The 20189-nt window shown below is 25.7% G+C and carries 22 protein-coding genes; 15 read left to right on the forward strand and 7 right to left on the reverse strand.

Annotated features, from left to right (window positions below):
- The 11 genes from rplM to CKV87_RS00525 all read left to right on the forward strand — a co-directional run bounded on the left by rplM (position 1) and on the right by CKV87_RS00525 (position 11049).
- Positions 1-420 carry a 50S ribosomal protein L13 gene (gene rplM / locus CKV87_RS00470; RefSeq protein ID WP_004510140.1) on the forward strand — a complete coding sequence of 140 codons (420 nt, stop codon included), beginning with the start codon at positions 1-3 and terminating at the stop codon, positions 418-420.
- Positions 421-425: 5 nt separating this feature from the next.
- Positions 426-815, forward strand: a complete 390-nt coding sequence (rpsI, locus tag CKV87_RS00475; protein ID WP_004510141.1) for a 30S ribosomal protein S9 — start codon at positions 426-428, stop codon at positions 813-815.
- Positions 816-915: 100 nt separating this feature from the next.
- A complete protein-coding gene (locus CKV87_RS00480; RefSeq protein WP_041645036.1) occupies positions 916-2418 on the forward strand; it encodes a peptide-binding protein in 1503 nt (500 codons plus the stop codon).
- 9 nt (positions 2419-2427) lie between these two features.
- Complete coding sequence (locus CKV87_RS00485) at positions 2428-3075, forward strand: HAD family hydrolase (protein ID WP_012011998.1); 648 nt, start codon at positions 2428-2430, stop codon at positions 3073-3075.
- Positions 3076-3388: 313 nt separating this feature from the next.
- The gene (locus CKV87_RS00495) at positions 3389-4360 is read left to right on the forward strand and encodes a tripartite tricarboxylate transporter substrate binding protein (protein WP_012011999.1); all 972 of its coding nucleotides are present in this window, start codon (positions 3389-3391) and stop codon (positions 4358-4360) included.
- Between the two features lie 36 nt (positions 4361-4396).
- Complete coding sequence (locus CKV87_RS00500) at positions 4397-4882, forward strand: tripartite tricarboxylate transporter TctB family protein (protein WP_012012000.1); 486 nt, start codon at positions 4397-4399, stop codon at positions 4880-4882.
- Positions 4879-6396, forward strand: a complete 1518-nt coding sequence (locus CKV87_RS00505) for a tripartite tricarboxylate transporter permease (RefSeq protein WP_012012001.1) — start codon at positions 4879-4881, stop codon at positions 6394-6396. The genes CKV87_RS00500 and CKV87_RS00505 overlap by 4 nt, the downstream gene beginning before the upstream one ends.
- A gap of 27 nt (positions 6397-6423) precedes the next feature.
- Positions 6424-7104 carry a response regulator transcription factor gene (locus tag CKV87_RS00510; protein ID WP_012012002.1) on the forward strand — a complete coding sequence of 227 codons (681 nt, stop codon included), beginning with the start codon at positions 6424-6426 and terminating at the stop codon, positions 7102-7104.
- Entirely contained in the window at positions 7094-9274 is a 2181-nt protein-coding gene (locus CKV87_RS00515) for a cache domain-containing protein (RefSeq protein ID WP_012012003.1), read from the forward strand. Before CKV87_RS00510 ends, CKV87_RS00515 begins: the two co-directional genes overlap by 11 nt.
- Positions 9275-9317: 43 nt before the next feature.
- Positions 9318-9971 carry a carbonic anhydrase gene (locus tag CKV87_RS00520; protein WP_012012004.1) on the forward strand — a complete coding sequence of 218 codons (654 nt, stop codon included), beginning with the start codon at positions 9318-9320 and terminating at the stop codon, positions 9969-9971.
- Positions 9964-11049 (forward strand): AbrB family transcriptional regulator, encoded by a 1086-nt coding sequence (locus tag CKV87_RS00525; RefSeq protein WP_012012005.1) that lies wholly within the window; start codon positions 9964-9966, stop codon positions 11047-11049. Before CKV87_RS00520 ends, CKV87_RS00525 begins: the two co-directional genes overlap by 8 nt.
- Here CKV87_RS00525 and CKV87_RS00530 read toward each other — a convergent pair.
- From CKV87_RS00530 to CKV87_RS00555, 6 genes are all read right to left on the reverse strand, one after another.
- Positions 11026-11604, reverse strand: coding sequence for an ABC-type transport auxiliary lipoprotein family protein (locus CKV87_RS00530; protein ID WP_012012006.1), 579 nt, complete (start codon positions 11602-11604; stop codon positions 11026-11028). The two genes, CKV87_RS00525 and CKV87_RS00530, sit on opposite strands and share 24 nt — an antisense overlap.
- On the reverse strand, positions 11601-12509 hold the full coding sequence (locus CKV87_RS00535) for an MlaD family protein (RefSeq protein ID WP_012012007.1): 909 nt from the start codon (positions 12507-12509) through the stop codon (positions 11601-11603). The genes CKV87_RS00530 and CKV87_RS00535 overlap by 4 nt, the downstream gene beginning before the upstream one ends.
- On the reverse strand, positions 12509-13246 hold the full coding sequence (locus tag CKV87_RS00540; RefSeq protein ID WP_012012008.1) for an ABC transporter ATP-binding protein: 738 nt from the start codon (positions 13244-13246) through the stop codon (positions 12509-12511). Before CKV87_RS00540 ends, CKV87_RS00535 begins: the two co-directional genes overlap by 1 nt.
- Complete coding sequence (locus CKV87_RS00545) at positions 13247-14359, reverse strand: MlaE family ABC transporter permease (protein WP_012012009.1); 1113 nt, start codon at positions 14357-14359, stop codon at positions 13247-13249. It abuts the gene before it with no gap.
- A 78-nt stretch (positions 14360-14437) separates the two neighbouring features.
- Positions 14438-15349, reverse strand: coding sequence for a hypothetical protein (locus CKV87_RS00550; RefSeq protein ID WP_012012010.1), 912 nt, complete (start codon positions 15347-15349; stop codon positions 14438-14440).
- Positions 15342-16925, reverse strand: a complete 1584-nt coding sequence (locus CKV87_RS00555) for an ATP-binding protein (RefSeq protein ID WP_012012011.1) — start codon at positions 16923-16925, stop codon at positions 15342-15344. The genes CKV87_RS00550 and CKV87_RS00555 overlap by 8 nt, the downstream gene beginning before the upstream one ends.
- 140 nt (positions 16926-17065) lie before the next feature.
- Between CKV87_RS00555 and luxS the strand changes: the two genes are divergently transcribed.
- The 4 genes from luxS to CKV87_RS00575 are packed head-to-tail and all read left to right on the forward strand — an operon-like array spanning position 17066 to position 19635.
- Positions 17066-17581 carry an S-ribosylhomocysteine lyase gene (gene luxS, locus CKV87_RS00560; protein ID WP_012012012.1) on the forward strand — a complete coding sequence of 172 codons (516 nt, stop codon included), beginning with the start codon at positions 17066-17068 and terminating at the stop codon, positions 17579-17581.
- A gap of 1 nt (position 17582) precedes the next feature.
- Positions 17583-18023, forward strand: coding sequence for a hypothetical protein (locus tag CKV87_RS00565; protein ID WP_012012013.1), 441 nt, complete (start codon positions 17583-17585; stop codon positions 18021-18023).
- 2 nt (positions 18024-18025) lie between these two features.
- Positions 18026-18775 (forward strand): tRNA (5-methylaminomethyl-2-thiouridine)(34)-methyltransferase MnmD, encoded by a 750-nt coding sequence (locus CKV87_RS00570; protein WP_041644833.1) that lies wholly within the window; start codon positions 18026-18028, stop codon positions 18773-18775.
- Positions 18776-18825: 50 nt separating this feature from the next.
- The gene (locus CKV87_RS00575; protein WP_226790299.1) at positions 18826-19635 is read left to right on the forward strand and encodes a D-alanyl-D-alanine carboxypeptidase family protein; all 810 of its coding nucleotides are present in this window, start codon (positions 18826-18828) and stop codon (positions 19633-19635) included.
- 11 nt (positions 19636-19646) lie between these two features.
- Here the strand turns inward: CKV87_RS00575 and CKV87_RS00580 are convergent, their stop codons facing one another.
- On the reverse strand, positions 19647-20144 hold the full coding sequence (locus tag CKV87_RS00580; RefSeq protein WP_041644835.1) for a hypothetical protein: 498 nt from the start codon (positions 20142-20144) through the stop codon (positions 19647-19649).
- Between the last annotated feature and the right edge of the window lie 45 nt (positions 20145-20189).

Below are 20189 nucleotides of genomic sequence, written 5' to 3' on the forward strand. Positions count from 1 at the left end.
ATGAAATTTACTCAAATGGCACATGCTAACGAAATCAAAAGAGATTGGATAGTAGTTGATGCAACTGATAAAGTATTCGGAAGAATTATTACAGAAGTAGCTACTATTTTAAGAGGTAAAAACAAACCTTGTTTTACACCAAATGTAGACTGCGGAGATTTTGTTGTAATTATAAATGCATCAAAAGCAAAATTTTCTGGTAAAAAATTAGAAAGTAAAAACTATTTTACTCACTCAGGTTATTTTGGTAGTACAAAAACTCACAAAATGTCTGAAATGTTTGAAAAAAATCCAGAAAAACTATACAAATTAGCTACAAGAGGGATGCTTCCAAAAACTACTCTTGGTAAAGAAATGTTAAAAAAATTAAAAGTATATGCAGGAAGTGAACATCCTCATACTGCACAAATTAAAGGATAATAGTAATGGCAAAAGTATATGCAACTGGAAGAAGAAAAACATCAATAGCTAAAGTATGGTTAGAATCTGGAAATGGACAATTAACAATTAATGGTCAAACTTTAGATGCTTGGTTAGGTGGACACGAATCTATCAAAAAAAGAGTTATGCAACCATTAAATGTTGCTAAACAAGAAACTTCTGTAAACATTATTGTAAAAACTCTTGGTGGTGGATATTCTGCTCAAGCTGACGCTGCAAGACACGGAATTTCAAGAGCTTTAGTTGCTTTTGATGAGCAATTCAGAACTATCTTAAAACCTTATGGTTTATTAACAAGAGATTCAAGATCTGTTGAAAGAAAAAAATTCGGAAAGAAAAAAGCAAGAAAATCTTCTCAATTCTCAAAAAGATAATTGGAATTTTCAAAGAGTATATTTCTTATTCTCAAAAAAGGAGCGACGAAAGTTGCTCCTTTTTTTATATCATTTTTATAAAAAAACAATACAATACGGTATGAAATTTTTAACTATATTCACAATCTTAATAACTTTTTTAAATGCAAGTACACTAACTTTAAGTATGACTTCAAGTCCAAGTAGGTTAAATCCTATATTGTCAAATGATACAGCAAGTACAGAGATATCAGATTGGCTTTTTAATGGACTCTTTAAATATGATAAAGAAGGAAATATAATTCCTGACTTAGCAAAGTCATACTCTTTTGAAACACCAACAAAATTAATTATAAAATTAAAAGAGAATGTTTTATGGCATGATAAAGTAAAACTTTCTTCAAAAGATGTAGTTTTTACTTATGAACAAGTTATAAATCCTAAAGTCTTTAACTCTATAAAATCAAACTTTCAAGAGATTAAGAGTGTAAAAGCAATAGATGATTTAACAGTTGAAGTAATATATAAAAGACCATATTTCAAAGCTATACAAGTTTGGATGATAGGATTACTTCCATATCATATTTTAAAAAATGAAGAAAATCTTATGACAAGCTCTTTTAATAAAAATCCAATAGGAACAGGTTCATATAAGTTAAAAGAGTTTAAAGTAGGGCAAGATATAGAACTTATTGCAAATGAAGATTACTTTGAAGGAAAACCAAAGATTGATAAAATCTTGTATAAGTTTTTGCCTGATTCAAATACTGCTTTTTTATATTTAAAAGAAAAAAAACTGGATATTGGTTCACTAGATGCAATTCAAGCAGATAGACAAATAGATGATAGTTTTAAAAATGATTATACAATAATACAAAAACCAGCTTTTTCATATGGATATTTAGGATTTAATTTAAAAAATGAAAAATTTAAAGATAAAAAAGTTCGACAAGCTTTATCTTTGGCTATAAATAGAAAAGAGTTAATTGATATTTTATTTTTTGGATATGGACGAGTTTGTAATGGTCCTTTTTTACCGGGTACTTTTGCTTATGATGAAAATGTAGAAGAGATAAAACAAGATGTTCAAAAAGCAAAAGAACTTTTAAAAGAAGCTGGATATGATGAAAAAAATCCTTTTACTTTTGAAGTTATAACAAGTACAGGAAATGATATAAGAATAAATGCCGCACAAATTCTACAAAATCAACTTGAAAAAGTTGGTGTAAATATGAGAATTAGAGTTATGGAGTGGCAAGCATTTTTAAATACAGTTGTACATCCTAGAAATTTTGAGTCTATAATTCTTGGTTGGTCTATGCCTTTAACACCGGATGCTTATCCTCTTTGGCATAGTTCAAGTGATAAATTAGGTGGATTTAATCTTCCTGGATATAAAAACGAAAAAGTTGATGAGCTAATAGAAAAAGGTTTAAATACAATAAATAACGATGAATTATCAAAAATCTATAAAGAGATTTTCAAACAAATAAGTGATGATTTACCATATTTGTTTTTGTATATTCCAGATGGAATAACAGCTGTTAATAAAAAAATAAAAAATATTGAACCAGCATTTACAGGAATAACACACAATCAAAAAGATTGGGAAATAAAAGAATAAAGGAAAAAATTGAATAAAATAATACTTTTTGACTTAGATGGAACTTTGATAGATTCAACAGATGCGATAGTATCTACTTTTAGATTTGCTTTTAAAGAACAAGGATTTGATTTTAGAGGAAGTGATAAAAATATAAAAGATTTGATAGGTTATCCTCTTGATATTATGTTTGAAAGACTTGGAGTTTCAAAACAAAAAGTTTGGGACTATGTTGATAGTTATAAAAATAGATATAGAGTTATTTCTGTTGAACAGACAACTTTATTGGAAAATGCTTTTGAAGCAGTACAATTAGCTTCTAAAATAGCAAGAGTTAGCGTGGTTACTACAAAAACAAGAATGTACACTATTCCAATACTTGATAATTTTAATATTACTCAATATTTTGAGATAATAACAGGTAGAGAAAATGTTGAAAATCCTAAACCACATCCAGAACCAATTTTAAAAACATTAGCTCAAATGAATTATGATAAAAACAAAGATGAAGTTTATATGATAGGTGATACAAAACTTGATTTAATTTGTGCAAATGAAGCCAAAGTAAATGCAATAGGAGTTTTATGTGGTTACTCTGATGAAGAAGAACTTTTAAAATATACAAATATTGTAAAAAAAGACGCTTTAGAAGCAATAAAATATATTTCAAGTAATTAAACTTCTATTTGCCTACTAAAAGAAAAATTAAATAAGAAGGAACTTTTAATAATAGTTTATTTCGTAGGCTTTAAAATTTTCTTCTTACATTTTTCTTACATCTTTTTTTTATACTATTATGATGTCTATTTAAATTACCTCCTGTTTTTTATATATGACTTATAAATACTAACAATTTTTTCTCCCATACTACCCATTTCTTTTTTGGCTCCTAAAGAAATGGGTATTTTTATTTTTAGAATTTTTTTTATTTGATTTTTATTACATTTTTTTCTTTTACCATTGTAATAGTAAATAACAAAAAGGATCTTAAATGAAAAATAAATTTTCAAAAATCTATAAAAATGTTGCATTAGCATCTTGTTTGGTTGCAGGAATTGCTTCCTCAACACTTGCTTCAAGTGTTGAAAAAATACATTTCATCATTCCTGGTGGTGCAGGTGGTGGTTGGGATGGAACAGCCAGAGGTGTAGGCGAAGCTTTAAAAAAGTCTAATCTTATAAAAGAAGTATCTTATGAGAATATGTCAGGCGGTGGGGGAGGAACTGCAATTGCTTATATGATTGAAACAGCAGCAAGACAACAAAATACTTTGATGATTAACTCAACTCCAATTGTGATTAGATCATTACAAGGTGTATTTCCTCAATCTTTTAGAGATTTATCTTTAGTTGCTGCTGTTGTGGCTGATTATCAAGTTTTAGTTGTAAAAAAAGATTCAAAATACAATTCATGGGCTGATATAAAAGCTACTTTTGATAAAAATCCAACTGCTTTAAAAATTGGTGGTGGAAGCTCAAGAGGAAGTATGGATCATTTAGTTGCTGCTCAAATATTTAAAGCATCAGGTGGTAATCCATCAGATGTAAGATATGTTCCATATGATGCTGGTGGAAAAGCACTTGCAGGATTATTAACAGGTGAAATAGAGATTCTATCAACAGGACTTGGAGAAGTAATTGATAAACATAAAAGTGGTGAATTAAAAATTATAGCAACAACAGCTGAAGAGACAATTGATGGAGTTCCTAGTTTTAAAGAAATAGGTGTTGACACATATTTTGCAAATTGGAGAGGATTTTTTGCAGCTCCAAATTTAAGTGAAGAAAAAGTTAATGATTTTGCAAAAGTTTTTGAAGAAATGTACAAAACAGCTGAATGGGAAGAAATTAGAAAAAGATATGGTTGGTCTAATTTATATAAACCAACTACAGAATTTAAAACTTTCTTAGAAACTCAAGAACAAGGTATTTCATCTCTAATGAAAGAGATGGGATTTTTATAAAATAGAATAAAAATTCTATTTTTACAAGGATTAATTATGACAAAAAATACAATAGGTTCATTATTTTTTTTAGCATTTTCAGCTTTTTATTTTTATAGTGTTTTTGGCATCAAAAAAATGCCAGGAGCTCAATTTGAGATAATGACAGCTCAAACTTTTCCTTTTTATATTGGAATTGCTGGAATTACTATATCAATAGTTTTATTAATCATCTCATTGATTGAAAAAGAAAAGCTTGTTTTATCATTGCAATATATAAAATCATTAGATTTAAAAACAACTTTTTATTTTATTATTGTAATGCTTTTTTATGGATTTATTATGAAACCGCTGGGATTTGTACTTGCTACAATTATATTTTTAGCAGTTAGTTTTTTAATTTTAAAAGAGAGAAATATGAAAAAGATATTTTTTATTTCGGTTGGAGTATCAGTAGGTTTTTATTTATTATTAAATAATGCTTTAGGCGTGTATATAGATGCAGGTGATTTAATAAATAGTTTTTTAGGAGCTAAATCATGATGGATGGTATTATATTAGGAGCAGTTACTGCTTTTTCACTGTACAATATTTTAATGGTAACAATAGGATGTTTTGCAGGAACATTTATTGGAATGCTTCCAGGACTTGGACCAATAAGTGCCATTGCTTTAATGATTCCAATTACTTATGGAATGGATCCATCTTCTGGATTAATTTTAATTGCAGGTGTTTATTATGGTGCAATTTTTGGAGGTTCTACGTCATCAATTTTAATCAATGCCCCAGGAGTTGCAGGAACTGTTGCAACATCTTTTGATGGTTTTCCTATGGCAAAAAATGGACAAGCGGGAAAAGCTTTAGCAATTGCAGCTTATGCTTCATTTAGTGGAGGAACAATTGCTGCTATATTTTTGCTTTTTGCTGCACCAGCACTTGCAACTGTAAGTTTAAGTTTTCAATCATCTGATTACTTTGCTTTAATGGTTTTAGGTTTAACTGCCGTTGCTGCATTTGCTGGAAAAGGTAAGTTCTTAAAAGCTGCTATTATGACTATTTTTGGTTTGATGTTAGCAACTGTTGGAACAGATTCTGATTCTGGAATTGCAAGATTTACATTTGGAAGAATGGACTTAATTGATGGAATTTCATTTTTATTACTTGCTATGGCTGCATTTGCATTATCAGAAGCTTTAATGAATGTTTTAGAAAATCATAAAACAACAAAAGAAGAAGAAGAGGCTTTAAAAAGAGAAATTGGAAGTTTAAAACTAACACGTGAAGAAGTAAAAGAAATTGTCCCAACAATTGGAAGAGGTTCTGTTTTAGGGTTTTTTATTGGCGTTCTTCCAGGTGCAGGAGCAACAATTGCTTCATTTCTAGCTTATGGAATGGAGCGAAGCATTGCAAGTGCCAAAGATAAATTAAAATTTGGAAAAGGAAGCCTAAAAGGATTAGCTGCACCCGAGAGTGCAAATAATGCTGCTTGTTCTGGTTCATTTGTTCCATTATTAACTTTGGGAATTCCAGGAAGTGGAACGACTGCAATTATTTTAGGAGCTTTAATCTCTTATGGAGTTCAACCAGGTCCTACAATGTATGTTGATAGTCCAGCACTATTTTGGTCTGTTATTATTTCTATGTATATTGGGAATTTAGTTCTTTTATTTTTAAATTTACCATTGATTCCATATATTGCAAAAATTTTAGCATTGCCTAAACAGTTGTTATTACCATTGATTATATTTTTCTCACTTGTTGGGGTGTATTTAGTTACATTTAATGTTTTTGATATTTATATGATGACTATTTTTGCAGTTGTTGCTTTGTTTTTAAGAATCATTGATTTTCCTATGGCTCCTATGATTTTAGGATTCATTTTAGGTGGAATGATGGAAGAAAATCTTAGACGTGCGTTAACTTTAAGTGATGGTTCAATCTCATTTTTATGGGAAAGACCACTTACTTTAACTATTTTAATTATTACTATAATTTTATTATTAATGCCTATTATTAGTAGTTTTTTTGCTAAAATGAAAAAAGAAAAAGAGAGTTAAATCTCTTTTTCTTAAAAAGGGTTTCAAATGGAAATTTTCAAAAAATATACTATTTTATATATAGAAGATGATGATGGTGTAAGAAATATAAATTCGCGTTTTTTAAATCGAATGTTTAATGAACTTTACGAAGCAAAAGATGGTGAGGAAGGTTATGCTTTATATAAAAAGTATCATCCTGATATTATTCTAACTGATATAAAAATGCCAAAACTAGATGGTATAAGCTTAACGAAAAAAATACGCCAAAAAGATAAAACAACAAAAATCATAATTTCAACAGCATTTAGTGAAAAAGAGTATTTAATAGATGCTATAGAACTAAATATTGAAAAGTATATAATAAAACCACTAACAAGTAGAAACCTAATGCCAGCTCTTACAAAGGCAATTGAAGCTTTAGAGAAACAAAAAGATTTTAAGATATTTTTAGCAGAAGATTTTTATTTTGATAATAATACATCACTTTTTTATTACAAAGAAAAGGTGATTGATTTTACAAAAAAAGAGTTGCAATTTTTGAAACTTCTTACTCTAAATAAAGATAGAGTTGTATCTTATGAAGAGATAGAACAAAATATTTGGGAAGATGAATATATGAGTTTAAATTCACTTCGAACTAGTATTGGATTTATTAGAAAAAAGATTCCTTTTAATTGTATTAAAAATATTTCAAATATGGGATATAAGTTAAATCTTGAAAAATAATTATAATCTAAACCAAGAAAATGGTATAAAAAAAATCACCCTTTTAAGCTCAACTATTATTATTTTATTTGTAGCCACAATTACTGGTTATAATCTCATAAAAACGGAATATGATAATTTTAAAAATCATATCAATAGTTTTAAAGAGACTTTGATTGAAAGGGAAAAGTTTTATATAAAAAGTTCAGTTGATAATCTAAAAAATGATATAGATTTTGAAGAATTATCTATTATAAATAATAAAAAGCATAATATAAAAACTCAGTCAATTCTTGCTTATAATTTGGCAAAATCAATATATGAAAAGACTACAAAACTTAGTAAAGAAGAACAAATAAATTTTATAAAAACTGCAATAAAACAAATTGCTCAAAAATCAAATGACATAAATTATTTTATTTTAGATACAAATGGGAATCTTATTTTAAATAGTGATAATGAGATAGATGAAAATCGAAATTTTTATAATTTTCAAGATATAAATGGTAAAAAATTCGTTCAAGAGATGATTAATACAGACTCAAATAAACAAAATTTTATAGAGTATTTTTGGTATATTCCAAATCAAAGTTTAACAGCAAATAAAATTACCTATTCAAGACATTTAAAAGAGTTGGATTTGATTATTGGTTCTGGAACCTTTCTTGAGAAACAAAATAGTGAATTAATATCTAAACTAATTACAAAAATAGAAAATCAAAATGTAAATAATGAAGAATTTATCTTTATTTATAAAATAAATAGTTTAAATGATATTAAAAATAAAAGTGAACTAATTAGCAAAAAATTAATAGAACCAAAAAAAGAAGATTTAGAAGCTATGGAAAAACTTCTAATAAATACAAATTATAAAGGAAATGATTACCTATTTTATAACAACAATCAACAGCTTATATATGGAACTTATCTAAAAGAACATAGATATTTTATTGCCATTGGTGTAAATCTAGTAAATATCTATGATATTGTTGAAAAAGAAAGAAATATCTCTTTAGAAAATATGTATAAGAATATCAATCGATTAGTTATTATTATTACAGTTATGACCATAATCTTTTTTATATTTTCTTTGTTGTTTACAAAAAGAATTGAAACAATTTTTCAAGAATATAAAGAAAATGTAATTTTAAATGAAGATAAATATCGTATGCTTTTTAATCACAGTAATGATGCTTTTATAATTTCAGAACTTGATAGTAATGAGTATACAAGAATTACTAGTTATAATAAAACGGCTTCAAAAGTAACTTTTTACGATGAAAAAGAGTTGATAGATAAAAGTTTTTTTGATTTATTTATTAATCTTGATACAAAAAAAATTTTAACAGAAAAATCATTTTTCGATACTGTTAAATTGAAAACAAAATATGATGATATTAAAACTATAGAATTAAGTATTATTATTTATGAAGCAAATAAAAAAACTATTGTCTTTGCTTCAATTAGAGATATAACAGAAAGAACTTTATTAAAAGAAAATAAAGAAAAACAAGAAAAAATTTTAATTCAAAAATCAAAAATGGCATCAATGGGTGAAATGATTGGAAATATTGCTCATCAATGGAGGCAACCATTAAGTCAATTATCTGGTTTGTTTTTTGATATAAAATCTGCTTATGATTATAAAGAATTAGATACAAAATATCTTCAAAATCGAGTTGAAGAAGCAAATGATTTACTTGAATATATGTCAAAAACTATTGATGATTTTAGAAATTTTTTTAGTCCAAATTCACAAAAAGAGGAATTCTTTATAAATCAAGCTGTTCAAAATGCGCTAAAAATTGCTCAATCAACTTTGAATTTTTATCAAATAAAGATTTCTGTTCAAGTAGATGAATCATTAAAAATAAGTGGTTATCAAAATGAATATTCTCAAGCTGTTATGAATATTATTTCAAATGCAAAAGATATTTTGATTGAAAAAAATATTTCAGATCCACAAATAAAGATTTATTTAGAAAAAAATGTTCTTTGTATTGAAGACAATGCAGGTGGAATAGATGAAGAGATTATAAATAAAATATTTGACCCATATTTCACCACAAAATATGAATATGGAACAGGAATTGGGCTTTATATGACAAAAATGATAATTGAAGAAAAGATGGGTGGTTCTATAAATGTAAAAAATACAAGAACAGGTGCAAAGTTTTTTGTTGAGGTATAGAAACATTTGATTTTTTGTACATTTTTTATTGTTAATATATTTTATGAATCCAATAAAAAACTTAATACGTGGAAATAAACTCTTCCGTAAATACCAATTTGATGAGTTTAAAGATGAGTTAGAAGAACTAAATATTAGTGGACAAAAACCAGAAATTTTATTTATCTCTTGTTGCGATAGTAGAATTACTATTGATTTTATGGTTGGAACAAAACCTGGTGATTTATTCATTTTAAGAAATATTGGGAATTTTGTTCCACCCTTTAGTCTAAATGGAGATTTTCATGGAACGGCATCCGCTATTGAATATGCAGTTTCAATACTAAATGTTTCAAATGTTATTGTTTGTGGTCACTCTTATTGTGGAGCTTGTCAAAGTTTATATAGTGATATTCCACAAAATTCACACTATATAAATATAAGAAAATGGTTAAAATTGGGTAAAAAAGCAAAAGAAATGACCCTAAAAAACAAACATCTTTATAAAAACCAAGAAGAATTATACAAAGCTACAGAAAAAAACTCTATAATTTGTCAATTAAAAAATCTTCTAACATATCCTGCTATAAAAGAGAAAATAGAGTTAAATGAAATTACTATTCATGGTTGGTATTATAATTTAGATGATGGTTCAATTCAATATTATGATGAAAAAGACAGATTATTCAAGGAAATAAGTGAATATCTAAATGATTAAAAAAATTAAACTAAATAAAAAAATGCAAGAACTTCCAATTTTAATAAAAATGCTATTAGCTTTATTAATAGCAGTTTCAGGTTCAATTTTATTTATTTTTTTACATTTTCCTTTACCTTGGCTTTTAGGTGCAATATTTGCTACAACTATTGCTATTAGATTTCCAACTGTTCCTATTTCTAGTCCAAAGCCATTTTCAGCTCCTGCTAGGATATTAATAGGGCTTACTATTGGAAGTGCCTTTACTCCTCATATTTTACAATATATTCCACATTATATTATTAGTTTATTATTAGTAATTCCTTTTACACTTTTAGTTATATTTTTTGGAACATATTACTATCATAAAATTTTAAAATATGATTTAAAAACTTCTTATTTAGGTTCTATGCCTGGTGGTGTAATAGAGATGGTTATAATTGGACAAGATTTAAAAGCTGATACTTCAAAAATAACTCTAATGCAAAGTTCAAGACTATTTTTTGTTATTGTCTCTTTACCTTTTATTATTCAATATATTTTTCAAATAGATATTCGTGGTAACCAGATTCTAACAACTCCTATAAAAGATATAAATTTATTTGAATTTTCATATATTTATATTTTAGGTATCGCTGGTGCAATTATTGCAAAAAGATTGAGATTAGCTGCTGCATATTTGATAGGACCTATGATTGTTAGTATAATTTTGTATTCTACTGGATTTGTACACACACATATTCCTGATGAATTATTAAAATTCATACAAGTTATTTTTGGAACTATTATTGGGTTTACTTTTAAAAATGTAAGTTTAAAAACTATATCAAAAACATTTTTAGCTACTTTGGGGCATTTTGCTATTTTGATTATATTATGTGCTATTTTTATTTTTATAATATATAAATCTTTGGATTTTAAAGCTTTAGATATTTTATTGGCTTTTGGACCAGGTGGACAAACAGAGATAAATTTAGTTGCCATTTTAATTGGAGCAAATCTTCCTTATATCACTTTACATCATATAGTAAGACTTTTTATTGTTATGAATATCGCTCCAATAATCGCAAAAAGGTTAGATAGAAATAATAGTATTTAATAAACTATTTGTAGATTCTTCAAGTCCTTTATTTAAAGCTTTTACAAAACCATAAGCGTCATTTGTTACACATAAAACATTTTTATCAAAACTTATAGTTTTGATAACTTTTTTATCTTCAATTAAATCAAATTTTATTTTCAAAATTGCGTAAGATTTATCTTCTTTAAACTCATGATAAAGTTTTATAATATCAGTTTTTAAAGTGTATTTATGTTCTATTTTTGAATCTTTTGATATCACATTTGAAAAAATATTACTTGCTATAAAAGAGTCAATTAGTTGATTATAAATCATATTTGAAGGAAGATTTATCCACTTGTTTTTTGCATATTCTTCAAACAAATATGGTTTTGTATTATAATAAATCGATGTTAGATTAAAACTTCTATTTACATTTGGTTCTTCTATAAAAATCGAAGATAATTTAGCATTTTGAGATATCTTTTGAGTTTTAAAATCTATTGAATAATGATTTATATCTATTCTTTGTTGTTTAAAAGTACACCCTGTAAATAACAAAAAAATTGTTAATATTAAAATACTATTTTTCATTCTTTTTCTCCTGGACCATATTTTATATTTTTTTGTTTTAGTAGTAAATCACTTGGGCTTTCATTTATATTATTTATTAAATCTTGAGTTAGATTCAAATTATTTTCAAGATTTTTTAATAAACTATTTAAGTTCTCAAAACTTTCACTACTCATTCCTTTTAAATCAAAAGTTCCTTTGTCAAACTCTTCTTTTATTTTTGTTGTTAGCTCTTTAAAACTATCAGCAGAAGTTTTAACACTTGCAAATGATGAATTTCCTGTATTAGCAAAGTTCTTCATACTATTGATAAGTTCATCTATTTTTTTCTCATTTTTAACTAAATATGCAGAAAATTGCTCTATGTTTGCCATGCTTTTTTCACTTTTTGATAAAAGTGAAGAAAAATTTGAGATATTTTCATCATTTAAAACTTTTTTCATTTGACCTAAAAGAATTGTTATCTCTTTTGTAATATCTTCTGTTGAATCAACAAATGTTGTCAAAGCAGATGTTTTTGATTTTATGACTTTCATTCCATATTGATTTTCGCCTAAAAGTTTTGAGTTATTACTTCCACCTTTTAATTCAATATATTTTAATCCAGTAATTCCAAGGTTTCCCAAAATGGCAAAATTGTCCTCTTTTATTGGAGTTCCTTTTTGTATTTGAATATCTATTTGAATCTCTTCAGAATTGTATGGATTTATTTTGATATCTTTTACAGTACCTACTTCAAATCCCATAAATTTTATAGAAGAGCCTATATTTAGTCCTGAAACTGATTCTGAAAAAAAGATTGAATAATCATCATATTTTTTATCTTCTAGTCCATATTTCCCAAGCCAAAAAATAAATATTACTAAAAGAGTAAATAGTGAACTTACAAATAATCCGATTTTAAAAAAGTTAATTTTAGTATCCATTAGGTAGCCTTTTTATTTGTTAAAAAATCTTTGATAAACTCATCTTCGCTTTTTAAAGCTTCTGTTATATTTCCATCAAAGATTTTCTCTTTTTTTATTATGATAAATCTATCAAGCAAAGTTTTTATAGTATCTAAATCGTGTGTTATTATAACCGTTGTTATATTTAAACTATTTTTCAAATAAAGCAATAATTCATTTACACTTTTTGTACTTGCAGGATCTAATCCACTTGTTGGTTCATCTAAAAATAAGATTTTTGGTTGCATTGCTAAACTTCTTGCAAGTGCAACTCTTTTTTTCATTCCACCACTTAATTGTGAAGGATATAGTTTTGCTACATTTTTTGGAAGTCCAACTATATCCAAATTTGTATATGCAATCTTTTCTATCAAATCTTTTGGTAGGTTTGTGTACTCTTTTAGCATCACACTTATATTTTCAATCACATTTAAAAATGAATACAAAGCACCAAACTGAAAAAGATAAGAAAACTGAAGTTTTAAATCCTCTGTTTGTTTTAGTGATAAAGTAGAAATATCTTTATCAAAGATTTTTATATTTCCTCTTTGAATTTGATTTAGCATAACTATCTGTTTTACTAAAACACTTTTTCCTGAACCACTTCCACCTAATATTCCAAATATTTCACCTTCATTTACACTAAATGAAATATCATTATGAACTACATTTTCACCAAAAGCTGTATAAAGGTTGTTTACTTCTATGATTTTCATTTATATTCCCATTTGAGTAAAAATTACAGAGAAAACTGCATCTATCAAAATTACTACAAATATAGCATTTACAACACTCATTGTTGTAAATTTTCCTATACTTGTTGTATTGTTTTGTACTTGAAAACCTCTATAACATCCAATAATTGCAATAGCAAAACCAAAAAATAATGCTTTAAAAACTCCCAAAATAAGATGTTTTAGTGGAACTTCATTGTGAAGTCTATTTATAAACTCGATAAATGTTACATCTAAACTAGAACTTGCGATTACCATTCCTCCAAAAACTCCTATAATATCTGCAAAAAAAACCAAAAGTGGCAAAGAGATACATAAAGCAAATATTCTTGGAAGTGTTAAAAACAAAGTTGGCTCAAAATTCATAGTTTTCATAGCATCAATTTCTTCTGTTATTTTCATAGCGCCTATTTCAGCTGTGTATGAACTTGCACTTCGTCCAGCAATTACAATAGCAGTTACAAGTGGAGCTATTTCTCTAAATATTGTTATGCTTATCATCTCAACGATAAATATATTTGCCCCAAACTTTTCAAGTTGAACACTTCCTTGATAAGCAATAACAACTCCAACTAAAAATGAAGTAACCGCAACAATCAAAAGTGCATCAAAAGCAGAAGTTTCGATATATTTTAGCATCGCTTTAAATCTTATTTTTGATGGATTAAAAATCGCATAAATAAAAAAATAAAAAACTTTTCCTATAAAGCCAATAAACTCTTTTGATTCTTTATAAATGTCGTAACTTTTTTTACCTAAATCTTCAAAAAATAGATTTTTTTTCTCTTCTTCAAGAACTTTAGTTTGATAATGTTTTTTATAAAAATCAAATATCTTTTCATGGTTTTTATTATTTAAAATAGTGATGTTTTTTTCTTCAAAAGTATTTAAAAATGAGATTAGATAAATAATCGCACTACTATCGCACTCTTTTAGATTTGCAAAATCAATGTTGAGCTTACTGTTTTTTGAAAAATTAAGAAGTTCTATTTTTTTTATAATATTTGGAAGTGTTTGTTTATTCCAAATATTTAATAAAGTTAGTTTATAGTTATTTTCATTTTTTTCTAACAAAAAATAGTCACAATTTTCCATAACACTACTTTCTTTTTTTATAAAATAAAATAATTTATATATTATCTGAAATTTATAAAAATAATCTTTTTATAAAAGTTAAATCAAGTCTAACTCTTCACTTATATCTTTTATTAGTTTTGAAAGTGGGCGTTTGTTTATATCTTTGTCTTTTGTACTTGAACACATTATTAAAGATTTAATATATTCTTCACCTTTCTTTTTAAAAACTTCTGTATCTTTTAAAATATTTTTTATAGAATCATCATTATATAATTCATATCGATTTTTTAGTTCTAAAACAATATCTTTATGCTTATTATATTGTAAAGGCAATGCAAAATCTTCTATATTTTTATTTGCCTTTTCGAGTAATACGGTATCTTCTGCTATATCTTTAAATTTTATTTCAAAATCTTTTTCATTATTACATAGAAGTAAAGGTTTAGTGGTTGTAAATTTTTTTATACTATTAAAATCATCTTTATATGGATGTAAATGTGTTGTAAAAGAGAACTCTTTTCTATGTTTCAATGTTCTATTACAAACTTGACAAGATGGAATTAAATTATAAAATGACATTGCAAAATAAGGATATTTTTCTTTTGCTAAAAAATGGTCAAAATCAGGTCTTGTATATTGATGAGTTTTATTAACAATTGTATAAGTATAATTTTTATTACAATAAGGACAAACATCTATATTTAAAGCTTCTGATAAATTGTATGCTCTATATTGAGTTTTTGCTTTTGTTGTAAATTTTTTATATCCAAATTTGTTTTCTTCATCTCCCACAAAAGATTGTTTAATTATCTTTGGATTTAATTTTAAATTAATTATTTCATCTATTATTTTTTGAAAATCATCAATTTTACATTTTATAATTTCTTCAATTTTTTCATCTGTAAAATAATCTTTCTCTGCATTTGAAAAAAGATGTTTCCCTATATATTCTTTTACTCCATTATAAAAGTTATTTACTATTGTTTCATCAATATTTATTTTAATCATTTTTTTTCTTTTTTGATTTTAGTTTTTCAATAGCTTCTTCATACTCTCTTATTTGTTTATCTATATCATCAATTTCAAATTTTTCATTATATAAAAATTGAAGTTCTTTTTTAAGCATTGGTTCACCAATAAGATTGATTATATTTTGTGCTTCCTCTTTTGTTTTTATAAAACTTGTGCCTTTTTGTGTAATAAAATTATAAACTTGATTTATTTTCTCTTTCGCAAACTCTCCCATAAGTCCATCTTTCATAAAAAAACCATGAGAAAGTAAAGTATGAATATTTGCTCCAAAAGTTTGTTTTCCATCTTCAAAAGGGTAAACTTGTTTACCTTTTTCTAAAAATATTATATTTTCTTTTGGTAAATCTGAAAGAATGAATGGAGAATGAGAAGTAATTATAATATGAAACCTTTTTTTAGGAAAGGTAGAAAGTAATTTTATTAATTCTTGTATATAATTTTTTTGCCATTGTGGATGAAGTCCTAAATCGGGCTCATCAAGAACAAGAAAAATTTCATTTTTATCGCTTTTACTTATGCTATCAAAAATCATTAAAAATTCTGCAAAAAGTTTTCTTTCTCCTTGGCTTAAATCAAAATATTCTCTACCTGTTTTATCTTTCAAATTCACTTCTAAATAACCAAGCTCTGTTAGTTTAAAAAAAGCTTCTTGATTTTCATTATATATTTGCTTATTAAAATCTTCAATTGAGAATTTATGAATTTTTTTATTTTCTAATACTTTCAATAGCTTATAAATATTATCTATTTCTTCTTGATTACTAAATCTATTATAATTTAAAATATCTTGTTCTTTTTCTAAAATACTTATGTCATCATCGAAATGTTTTAATTTAGATAGTTCTGGATTATTTTTAATTTTTGAATATAAAAAAGTCAGAAATTTAATTTTTGAGTAATTTTTACTTTGTACAGATTTTATTTTATCATTGATATATTTGGATTGACTATCCTGAAAAGGAATAGTTTTTATAAAATCAGATAATCTTATTTCAATTGGATTGTAAAAAAATAATTCAGATAAAAAAGAATCATCATATTTGATAATTAAATTGTAAAAATTTTCTTTGTATTTAATTATATTAAAATTTACATTTCCTGAGAAGTTATTTTCAATTCTTTTATATAAATTTTTATCATAAATATTCTGTTGACTAAAATCCCAAAAATCTGTTATAGGATTAATTTTTATTAAATCAAAATCCATATAAATAATATCATAGTCTTTTTCTCTGTTTATATTAGTGAACTTATGAATTTCACTAGTAAAATCATTTGTGTAGAATTGATTATCTCTTCTAATAATTATTTTGCTATTAGTAATTCCTAATAATAAACTGCTTTTCCCACTCCCATTTTCTCCAACAATTGCAGTTACATTTATATTATTACCAAAAAAGTTTTTAGGATAAAATTCACCTGTTTCATTTTTATCTACAACTTTTAATTCTTTTGTATCTTCATCATATTCACACCTAAACCTAGGTGAAAAATTAAATCCTTGTTCTACTATATTCTTATAATTTTTTACCCACAAATAAACCAATTCCATAAAAAACTCTTTATAAATAATTTTATTACTAATCTTAGTTAAAAAAGACTTATTTTATACAAAGCTAGACTACTTTACTTTTCTTTGGATATAATCTTTGAAAAATTTTATAAAATATATAAATTCAAAAGGAAATAAAAATGCCATTATTAGATAGTTTTAGAGTTGACCATACGATTATGCCAGCACCTGCTGTTAGAGTTGCAAAAGTTATGCAAACTCCAAAAGGTGATGATATTACAGTTTTTGATTTAAGATTTTGTGTACCAAATAAATCAATGATGAGTGAAAAAGGAACTCATACTTTAGAACACCTTTTTGCTGGATTTATTAGAAATCATTTGAACTCTCCAACAGTTGAAATCATCGATGTTTCACCTATGGGTTGTAGAACTGGATTTTATATGAGTTTGATTGGAACTCCAAGTGAACAAGAAGTTGCCGTTGCTTGGAAAAAAGCTATGGAAGATGTTTTAAAAGTTGAAAACCAAAGTGATATTCCAGAACTAAATCTATATCAATGTGGAACTTGTGCTATGCACTCACTTGATGAAGCAAAAGATATTGCAAGAGATATTTTAAAATCACAAATCGGTGTTATGTCAAACAAAGAACTTTATCTTAGCGAAGAGAAATTAAAATCTTTAGGAAACTAAAATGCAAGAAAAACTAGACCTTTTCAAAGGCTTATTTAGTGACTATACAAATATTTCGATTTTGCATATAGATAACTCTTTGGGTTTAGTTAATAGCACTTTAGAAGAGATAAAAGAACAGAACAAAGGAAATATAAAATATATCTCTTTTGAAGATGAATCAAGTGCAAAATTATCAAGTGCAAGAGTTTATGAATATATAGTTTTGAGTGATATTTTATCTTATTGTCAAAATAAAGAAGAGATATTAAAATCTCACTACAAAGCTTTGGAAAATTCAGGAAATATAATAATCTTAGAAAAAATATCAAACGATAATAGATATGAGATTTTAGATATGTTAGAAGAGATAGGATTTCAAGCACCAAATGCGATAGAACTTTTTGATGAGGTTTTGATATTTACTGCAAAAAAAATGCACCATTGGGGTTATGGACTTTAATATTGGAAAATAATCAAAATATTTTAGTAACCACTTTGGATGGTTCAAATACTCTTTTTTCTACAAAATATAATCAACACTTTCATAACACAGAAGATGGTGCGATAAATGAAGCTTTGAGTAAACATATTATCCCAACATTTTTTTATCATCAAAATAAAAAAGAGTTAAATATTTTGGATATCTGTTTCGGAATAGGGTATAACACTTTTTCAACTATCTATTATATTTTAAAAAACAATCTTGATATAAAAATAAATATTTTTTCTCCTGAGTTAGATGAAGATTTAATAAAATCTCTAAAAGATTTTCCTTTTCCAAAAGAGTTTGAAAATATAAAACATATCATAAAAGCTATTTCTACTTCAAATAAATATGAAGATGAAAAAATCAAAATAGAAGTTTTTATAGGTGATGCTAGAGCTTATATAAAAAATTTTGAGAAAAACTTTTTTGATATAGTTTTCCAAGATGCTTTTTCAAGTGATGTAAACAAAGAACTATGGACAAAAGAGTATTTTGAAGATATTTATAAAATCTGTAAAGAAGATAGTATTTTAAGTACTTATGCAATAGCAACGCCAATAAGATTATCTTTATATGAAGCAAAATTTTATATATACGAAACAAAATCTACAAAAAGAAAAATTACACTTGCAACAAAAAGTTTAAAAAATAGTATTGGGAAATATATAGATATGGAGCTAAAAAAGCAGAGAAATCAAGACGCAAAAGCTTTATATGATAAATAAAAGTTTTTTTTTATATAATCTTATCTGAATTTTTTTAAATGGAAACAATCATGAAATTTTTACTATCTGCGCTTATTTTAATTTTTACTCCAATTATGGCTTTTTCTTATACAGAAGCAAATGTTTTTCAAAAAATAGAAAAAGATTTGGATTCAATTATTGTTAAAGATTTAACTAAAAAACAATTGATTTTTTCAAAAGATGCAAACCAGCAGGTAAGTCCAGCAAGTCTTACAAAAATCATGACAGCTATTCTTGCAATAGAAAGTAATAAAATGGATAGTATTGTAACTATTACAGCTGATATGAAAAAAGTTGAACCAACAATTTTAGGATTTAAAGTAGGTGAAAAAATTTATTTAAGAGATTTAGTAAATGCTGCTCTTATTCGTTCTGCAAATGATGCTGCAAATTCAATTGCTATTTATTTAGGAAATGGTGATAAACAAAAATTTGTGAATATGATGAATGCAAAAGCAAAAAAACTTGGTATGACAAAAACTACTTTTCAAAATCCATGTGGATTTGATGCAAAAAATCATAAAAGTACAGCAAGCGATTTATTGAAACTTACAGAATATGCTATTAAAAATAGTACTTTCAACGCGATTGTTAGAAAAAATTCTTATTCATTTAAAGCAATAAATACAAAAAGAACTTATACAGTATATACAAGCAATAAACTTCAACCAAAAGAAAAATATATGATAGGTGTAAAAACTGGTTATACAAACCAAGCTGGACCTTGTCTAATTGCTCGTGCAAAAGAGGGCAAAAAAGATATTTTACTTGTAATGTTAAATTCTCATAATAGATGGGAAAATACTAAGTTAGCTTTAGACACAATTTTAAATAAATAAATTAACAGCTTTTAGTTAGCAGTTAATTTATCTAAGATATATCTTTCTAAATCTTTTTTTGAGATTTCTTCTTTCATCGCTTTTTCAAAAATTGAGTCTATTTTTATAGAGTACTCTTCGTAAGAAAAAAAAGGAAAATGTAACTTCCAAGATTTTTTGATTAGTTCTTTCGTCATAATATCTCTCATTTTATCTCGGAAAAAATTAAAACCTATAAAAATCATAGCAGTTATTACCATTGCTCCTAAGATAGAAATATGTGAATCAACTTTTGCTAAAGCTTTATGTGTAAGAAGAGAAACAGGAACTAAAATAACTAAAACAATTCCTATATATAAAAAATATGCACGAGAAAGTCTTAATCTAAAACCTAGTTTTCCTGGATCAACTTGCATTCCATTATTAAATTGTCTATTTGCAACCAACATATCTTTTAACAAGATTGGTTGTTTTGAAGTAGTATAAATATATTCTAAAACCTTACTTTGAACATTTTTTTCTTTGAACATCAAACTTTCCTACTAACTGATGATAATGATATATTTTATCTTAGT

Source organism: Aliarcobacter butzleri, from assembly GCF_900187115.1.
Taxonomy (GTDB): domain Bacteria; phylum Campylobacterota; class Campylobacteria; order Campylobacterales; family Arcobacteraceae; genus Aliarcobacter; species Aliarcobacter butzleri.